The 6,001-nt window shown below is 66.5% G+C and carries 8 protein-coding genes; 7 read left to right on the forward strand and 1 reads right to left on the reverse strand.

What is annotated here, in order from left to right; genetic code table 11:
• Together GL263_RS19640 and GL263_RS19645 are read left to right on the forward strand one after the other, a co-directional pair.
• Positions 1 to 121: peptide-methionine (S)-S-oxide reductase (locus tag GL263_RS19640; RefSeq protein WP_182857051.1), on the forward strand; the 121-nt coding region annotated here is incomplete at its 5' end.
• Between the two features lie 127 nt (positions 122 to 248).
• Complete coding sequence (locus GL263_RS19645) at positions 249 to 1,169, forward strand: phosphotransferase enzyme family protein (RefSeq protein ID WP_182857052.1); 921 nt, start codon at positions 249 to 251, stop codon at positions 1,167 to 1,169.
• Between the two features lie 9 nt (positions 1,170 to 1,178).
• Here the strand turns inward: GL263_RS19645 and GL263_RS19650 are convergent, their stop codons facing one another.
• Positions 1,179 to 2,549 (reverse strand): NsdA family TPR-like regulatory protein, encoded by a 1,371-nt coding sequence (locus GL263_RS19650; protein WP_182857053.1) that lies wholly within the window; start codon positions 2,547 to 2,549, stop codon positions 1,179 to 1,181.
• 220 nt (positions 2,550 to 2,769) lie between these two features.
• On the opposite strand from GL263_RS19650, the gene GL263_RS19655 reads away from it, so the two are divergent.
• From GL263_RS19655 to GL263_RS19675, 5 genes are all read left to right on the forward strand, one after another.
• Complete coding sequence (locus GL263_RS19655) at positions 2,770 to 3,312, forward strand: ATP-binding protein (RefSeq protein WP_182857054.1); 543 nt, start codon at positions 2,770 to 2,772, stop codon at positions 3,310 to 3,312.
• A 168-nt stretch (positions 3,313 to 3,480) separates the two neighbouring features.
• A complete protein-coding gene (locus tag GL263_RS19660; RefSeq protein WP_182857055.1) occupies positions 3,481 to 4,002 on the forward strand; it encodes a DUF6879 family protein in 522 nt (173 codons plus the stop codon).
• A gap of 231 nt (positions 4,003 to 4,233) precedes the next feature.
• Complete coding sequence (locus tag GL263_RS19665; protein ID WP_182857056.1) at positions 4,234 to 4,446, forward strand: hypothetical protein; 213 nt, start codon at positions 4,234 to 4,236, stop codon at positions 4,444 to 4,446.
• The gene (locus GL263_RS19670; protein WP_182857057.1) at positions 4,430 to 4,954 is read left to right on the forward strand and encodes a DUF6879 family protein; all 525 of its coding nucleotides are present in this window, start codon (positions 4,430 to 4,432) and stop codon (positions 4,952 to 4,954) included. The genes GL263_RS19665 and GL263_RS19670 overlap by 17 nt, the downstream gene beginning before the upstream one ends.
• The gene (locus tag GL263_RS19675; protein ID WP_182857058.1) at positions 4,944 to 5,777 is read left to right on the forward strand and encodes a helix-turn-helix domain-containing protein; all 834 of its coding nucleotides are present in this window, start codon (positions 4,944 to 4,946) and stop codon (positions 5,775 to 5,777) included. The genes GL263_RS19670 and GL263_RS19675 overlap by 11 nt, the downstream gene beginning before the upstream one ends.
• Positions 5,778 to 6,001 lie beyond the last annotated feature (224 nt).

Genomic DNA, 6,001 nt, shown 5'->3' on the forward strand with positions numbered 1-6,001 from the left:
CCCCTTCTACCCCGCCGAGTCCTTCCACCAGCAGTACCTCGACAAGAACCCCGCCGGCTACTGCGGCATAGGCGGCACCGGCCTCACCTGCCCCATCGGCCTCACTCCCACCTCCGACTGAGACGGCGCCCCGCGCAGAGACCGCTCATCAGCCCGCCGCGACTCGATACCGTCGCCTCGTACGCGCCGCACGCCGCCGACCCCTCGGCGGCGGCACGGCGTCGCTTTGTTGCGGGGAGGGATGCGGCATGCCGTCCGACGGTCCTCTGGCGGCGGGAGCGGAGTTCACGTCCGAGCGTGCCTCGGCCGTGTCAGCCGAAGCCTGCCGCACGGTCGGGCTCGACCCGACCGGCGCGAAACTCATCCGCTTCGGAGAGAACGCCCTCTTCCGGCTGGCGACGCACCCGGTCATCGTCCGCGTGGCCCGCTCGACGGAGTACCTCGACTCCGTACAAAACGAAGTGGCGGTCTCCCGTTGGCTCGCGGATGAGGGCTTCCCCGCTGCCCGCGTCCTGGACGACGTCGAACAACCCGTGGTCGTGGACGGCTCCCCGGTGACCTTCTGGCACCTGATCGTGCCGGGCGACCGCAACGCCACCTACACCGATTTGGGCCGCGTCCTTCGGGACCTCCACGGCCTCACGCTGCCGGACGGCCTGAAGCTGCCGCCGTACTCCGCCTTCGGCCGCACGGACCTGCGGGTGGAGAGGGTCACGGGAATCCCCGAAGCCGACCGGGCCTTCCTACGCGAACGCAGCCGGCTGCTACGTACTGGGCTGGCGGAACTGCGGTTCGAGTCGGCCAAAGGGCCGGTGCACGGCGACGCGCATATCCAGAACCTCATGGTGGACCGGAAGGGCCGTGTCGTCCTCATCGACTTCGAGGCGTTCAGCTTCGATCACCCGGAGTGGGACCTGATGGTCACCGCGACCGAGCACCACAGCCTCGGGTGGCAGACAACAGAGCAGTACTCCGACTTCATCTCGGCGTACGGACGCGATCTCGGCTCCTGGCACGGGTTCGCGACGCTACGCGGAATACAGGAGTTCCGGATGACAACCTGGCTTATGCAGAACGTCGGTGAGAGCCGAGCCGTGGCCGAGGAGTACGCCCACCGCATCGCGACTCTCAGGAACGACAGTGCTCCCCGCCACTGGCAACCCGCGTGAGAATCGCCGTCACTCCTCGTCAAGCCCGGCCACGGCCTCACGGACCTGCTCGTTGAACCGCCGTACCGCCGGCTCCCCCTCGTGCCGCGCGACGGACCGCTGGAAGTCGGTGACATAGCGCTGGAAGCGGGAGGACTGGAGGGCGTCGCCGTCCCGCACGGCCACCCCCGCCGTCGCGACGGCGACCTCCAACTCCCCGTTCAGCAGCTGGCTCTGTGCGAGCACTATGCGGCAGAGGCCAAGCGTTCGGGCGTACTTGGGGTCCGTCAACTCAACCGCTCGTTCTGCGAACCGGACCGCCTCACGCCCCTGCCCCAGATCGCGGAAACAGTGACAGAACTCCCCTGCCAACTCCGCCTCGTCCATGTACGCGAGCCAGTCCGGGTCCTCGCCCGTGCACGCACGTGCGAAGTGTCGCTCAGCCTCCCGCATCGCCCTGGTCGCGCCGGGAGCATCACCGGCCGTCGACAGGGCACGGGCCTCATGTGCCGTGAACAGAGCCATGGCGCGCGGTGTAGCGCGTCCCTTGCCTCCCTCGACGGAAGCGCGCGCGAGTCGGACGGCACGTGACACCTGGCCCAGGTAGTTCGCCTGGTGGCTCATGTTGGTGAGGATGCGCGCCCCCATCAGACGGTCGTCCACCACCTGCGTCAGCCGGAGCGTCGCGACCAGGTAGCGGTCGGCCAGCGCGTGGTTCCCGGTGTCGTAGGCCGTCCATGCGAGCAGCTGTGAGATCTCGGCAGCGGCGCCGAACAGTGCCCGTCCTACCTTGTCGGTGTAGCCGGCGTTGAGCAGAGGCAGAACGTCCTCTCGGAAGTAGTGCCGCAGCGGTCGGTGGCCGTGGCCGCCCCCGAACCGGAAGTCCAGGTGCATGAACATCTCCCCGGCCGTGCGCAGGGCTGCCACGTCGCGCATCGTGACCCGCCGGGTCAGGGTTGAGGACGCGATGAGCCCGTCCGGCCGTGAGACCAGCCAGGAAAGCACCGCGCTGTTGATCTCGCCCTCCGGTAGGAGAAGGTCATCGGACGCGCCTCCCTCAGGGCCGAAGCGCGTCAAGCCTTCCATGACCTTCAACGCCCCAGGAAGCGATGCCGCGTAACTGGTGCCTCCATCCGGGCCGTTCCCAATCGACCCAGGTAAGCCCAGGTCGGCAGGGGTGACCCTTCGCCCCAACTTCTCGCTCAACGCCTCCGCAAGAAACACGCCTGTCCGCGGCTGAATCCCGCTGCCGCTCAGCCATCGCTGCACCGCCACATGCGTGGTTCCGACGTGCACGCCGCGACGGCGAGCGACGTCCTGAACGCGGCGCGCCAAGCCCTTGTTCGAGACCCCGGCCTCCGCTATGACGGCGGCCAACGCCCTGTTCGATTCCCGTCTCATGATCACCCTAAGCGGCTCTCGCTGACGCTGCGTGCCCAGCGTGCCACGGGCAGAGACACCCCCGGGAGGGGGTTCACACGTGAACCCCCTCTGCGCCGCCAGGTGAACTCCGTGGACGCGTGGACCCCCAGGTGAACACTGCCGCTCGCCGTCGGGCCGCCGTTGACTGGACGGCACGCGACGGCGGGGACTCACCCCGTGGCAGACAGGAGGACGTGCAATGGAGCTCGCACCGATGCGACAAGTACAGATCTCGGCCGCCGAGTCGGCTCCACTCAAACCACTCGCCCTGGCCCTGGCCGAGCGCTTCCGCTCGATCACGCTCATCGCCGACTCGGCCGACACCGCCCACGTGGCTCGACGAACAGCCGGCGAGGTCGTACACGACTGGGTGCTTCAAGTCTCTCGCGATGACGTCGAGTTGTGCGTCTCGGAACTGGTCGGCAACGCAGTCCATCACGCCACCCCGGACGGCCAACTCACGGCTTTTGAGCGCGAACGCCTCATCGTCGTCGTCTTCCGCGCCTGGTCACGCTGGCTCTTCATCGAAGTGACCGACCAGGACTCGACCCCTCCCATCCTCCCGGTCGGTGACCTCCTCGATCACGAGCTCTCCACCGTGACGACCGACGACGTACTCCCAGAGCACGGACGAGGCCTGTTCCTCGTGCAGAGCCTCGCCAGTGCCGTCTGGTGGGCCCCACGCGACGCAGGCGGCAAGAGCGTCTTCTGCCGCTTCGACCTCGATGACGTAACCCACTAACCGTGATCGGGCTGGGGTACCCGGCGCCGTATGGAACATTGAGCAGACCGAGGGCTCAGTGACGCGAGGAGGCCAGAATGCTACGGAAGTTGGCAGGACAACCGGACTGCAAGAACGGCACGTGTTCGACACTCGTGCTCCCGGCCGGCGCGCTGGAGGAGTACTTCGATGCTCAGCGGTGAGGAGTTCGGGCGTCTCTTCGAGACCTTCGAACGGACGGCGTTCCGGCTGGAGACCTTGGACGAATACGACGTGGAGGAGGAGCGGGAGGAGATCGCACGGTTCCTCGCGGGTGAGGACATGGGACCGGACTGGGACGACAACCCGTGGGTGCGGTCGATGACGGACGAGGGCAAGAGCGTCGAACGCGTCCACGTGCTGCGCTCGCCCCTCACCGACTACCTGCGCTATGAGCTGTCCGCCTACCCGGGGAACGTGAAAGCCGGAGAGGACATCGGGATCATCGACCTCGTGGAGCAGACGGTGAGCGGCTTGCCGGATCACGACTTCTGGCTCTTCGACGACCGCAGTGTCTACCGGATGCACTACACGCCGGAGGGAAGGTTCGTCGGCGGCGAGCTGCTGCCAGCCGACCGGCTCGCGGAGTATCAGGGCTACCGCGACCTGGCACTCAACCACGCCGTGCCGTTCACGACCTACTGGGAACAACACCACGGACCACGGACTTGACCACCTCCGCTGCCCGGCAGCCGCTCATTCCTCAGCCGCACAGGTGCGGCAGGTCGCCCGCGAGATCGGCCTGCCGCACCTGGACCCGGCACACACCGCCATCGCCTCTCCGGCCGCGTAGATCGTTTACCCGAGAACGTGAATACCGCCGTCGCCCGGTGGACTCGGCCCATGCGCCGGATCTAGCGTCGTGCCCGCTGACGGGGATCGTCCCCGGACGGGAGGGGAACCATGGGTAGGGATCAACTGACGCGCCTTACCGGTGGGGTGGGAGGGCCGGAGTGTGATGACGATGACTGCCCGAACGTCTACCGCGACAACACGGACGGCGGCATCGTCGTCCAGGGGCAGCGGTGCGAGTCCTTCCAGCCGCCGGACGGAGAGGCGCTGGTGAAGATTCCCGAGGACGTGTTGAGGGAGGCCGTTCGTGCTCTTGGATGGTGAGCGCTGGCGGGAGTTCTTCGACTCCTTCGAGCGAGAGGCCTGGAGATTCGAGGCGCAGCCCACGTACACCATGCCCAGGGAACAGGGAAGCGTTGCGCGGTTCCTGCGCGGCGAGGGCAAGCCCGCCGACCACAACGCCCGCTGGCACGAACGGGTGCGGCGATACGTCGGCTCCGGCCGTAACGTCGGCCGTGTCCGCATCGTGCGCCGGCCGCTCACGGACTACCAGCGCTACCAGTTCGCGTGGGGCATCCCCGGCAACATCCGGGCGGGCGAGGACATCCGCGTACTGGACGTGACCGAGGACGACCACGGTCTCCCTCTCAACGGCCGTGACTGGTGGATGTTTGACGAAACTCGCCTCGTGCACCTGAACTTTCGGCCCGACGGCGCTCAGATCAACCGCGAGACGTACAGCGGCGACCTCGCACCGTACCGAACGTGGAAGCAGGTCGCCCTTCAGCACGCCGTGCCCTTCGAGGAGTACGTGAAGGGCCTTGACCTTTGACCCGAACCGGATAGACCAGTCGAAAGCCGACCTGGCCAGAACGATCCGGGAGATGCGCCGGCGAGCCAACCGAACACAGGTGTGGCTCGCTCGGCGCTGCAACATTTCCCAGACAAAGCTCAGCAACATCGAGACCGGTCGGGTAACTCCCAATCTGATCGACGTCGATCTGATCCTCAGAGCGCTGCAGGCCCCGCCAGAAGTCGTCGCGGAGGTTACCTCGCTTACCAGGCTCGCCAACACGGAGTGGCAGAGCAAGCGTTCCTCGTGGCGTAGGGGTCTGGACAAACGGCAGCAGGAACTCGCCGGGCTGGAGGCGAGCGCACGAAGACTTCAGTACTTCCTGCCGTCCATGGTGACCGGTCTGCTCGCGACGCCCGAGTACATCGCCGCCAGCCTCACGCACTGTCCGGTCGACACCGCCGGGACAGTCGCTCGGAAGCTGGCACGTCAGGCCGTACTCTGCGACTCGACCAAACAGTTCACGTTTCTGCTGACCGAGCAGGCGGCCCGCTGGAGCATCGTTCCCGCAACCATGATGGCAGCTCAGCTCGATCGCCTGGTTTCACTGTCGCACCTTCCCAACGTCCGCATCGGCGTCCTCCCGCTCGGCACGCAGCTCAGTCGCGGCCCCATGAACACATTCACCATCTACGATGAACGGCTAACTACCGCTGAGACGTTCACTGGGCGAATCGTGTTCCTCGATCCTCGTGACGTCAGCGAGTACATCGACCTGTTCGCGCTCTTCGAGCGTCATGCGCTCTTTGATGACGCAGCGCGGGAACAACTCACGGAATGGGCAGCTCAGCACCCTCGATGATCTTTACCCCACAACGCGGATATTCCTCGTAACTGCCCTTGGTTTCACGGATGATGAGTTTCGTCAGAGCAATCGAACTCAAGGAGCTGGGAGTCCATGTCTCAGGGGAGCACTATGCAGTCGGACTCGGTGACGCTCTTGTGCCACCCGCACCGGGCACGAGTGGAAAGGCCGCGTCCGTTTGCCGCCGACGGTGGTCGGCATGGTGGGGAGGGCGGGGATGG

It is taken from the genome of Streptomyces durbertensis, assembly GCF_014156695.1.
Lineage (GTDB): Bacteria > Actinomycetota > Actinomycetes > Streptomycetales > Streptomycetaceae > Streptomyces > Streptomyces durbertensis.

Excerpts from the sequence above, each read along its gene's own strand:
- GL263_RS19665 (WP_182857056.1), top strand. The coding sequence starts at position 4,234 with ATGGGTAGGGATCAACTGACGCGCCTTACCGGTGGGGTGGGAGGGCCG.
- GL263_RS19645 (WP_182857052.1), top strand. The coding sequence starts at position 249 with ATGCCGTCCGACGGTCCTCTGGCGGCGGGAGCGGAGTTCACGTCCGAG.
- GL263_RS19650 (WP_182857053.1), bottom strand. The coding sequence starts at position 2,549 with ATGAGACGGGAATCGAACAGGGCGTTGGCCGCCGTCATAGCGGAGGCC.
- GL263_RS19660 (WP_182857055.1), top strand. The coding sequence starts at position 3,481 with ATGCTCAGCGGTGAGGAGTTCGGGCGTCTCTTCGAGACCTTCGAACGG.
- GL263_RS19655 (WP_182857054.1), top strand. The coding sequence starts at position 2,770 with ATGGAGCTCGCACCGATGCGACAAGTACAGATCTCGGCCGCCGAGTCG.